Here is a 795-nt window from a genome sequence, read left to right as displayed (position 1 = left end):
TTTTGCTATGGCAAAACATATAAATGCAGCTAATGAAATATTTAGATCCGGTATTCCGGTTATATCTTCCGGTCCTTTTAAAGCTAACTGGAACTCACTGTCTGCTTATAATACCCCTGAATGGTTCCGCGATGCCAAGTTCGGAATCTGGGCACATTGGGGCCCTCAATGTCAACCAGAATATGGAGATTGGTATGCCCGAGAAATGTACATGCAGGGCAGCAGGCAATATAAGTATCATTTAGAAAAATACGGTCATCCTTCTAAGTTCGGATTTAAAGATGTAATCAATGAGTGGAAAGCAGAACAGTGGAGGCCCGATGACCTGATCGCTTTATATAAGAAGGCGGGAGCAAGGTATTTTATTGCCCTGGCGAATCATCACGATAATTTCGATCTTTATAAAAGCAGGTATCAGAAAAACTGGAATTCTACGAAAATTGGTCCTGGAAAGGATTTGATTAGCGGCTGGGAAGCAGCCGCCAGGAAGCATGATTTGTATTTTGGCGTGAGCGTGCATGCTGCCCATACCTGGAGTTGGATGGAAACCGCCAGGCGGTTTGACAAAGACGGCCCGTATGCGGGTATTTCCTATGACGGCATCTTAACAAAAGCGGATGGAAAAGGGAAATGGTGGGAGGGGCTGGACCCACAGGAACTGTATGCCCAAAACCATCCTCTTAGTGACAATAGCCACGATAATGGGATGATTCATCGTCAATGGAACTGGGGAAATGGAGTTGCTATGCCTTCAAAAGAATATTGTGAAAAGTTTTACAACCGGACAATTGATTT

The 795-nt window shown here is 44.2% G+C and carries 1 protein-coding gene; it reads left to right on the top strand.

Going from position 1 to position 795, the window contains the following annotated elements:
• Positions 1-795, top strand: a 795-nt coding sequence (locus ACNOHI_RS24715; protein ID WP_420477382.1) for an alpha-L-fucosidase, incomplete at both ends; no start/stop codon positions are given.

Origin of the sequence: Noviherbaspirillum sp. ST9, from assembly GCF_048799745.1 — a bacterium.
Classification (GTDB): Bacteria; Pseudomonadota; Gammaproteobacteria; order Burkholderiales; family Burkholderiaceae_D; genus Noviherbaspirillum.
Note: the sequence above shows the minus strand (reverse complement) of the source record. Positions and strands in the feature narration are given on the sequence as shown.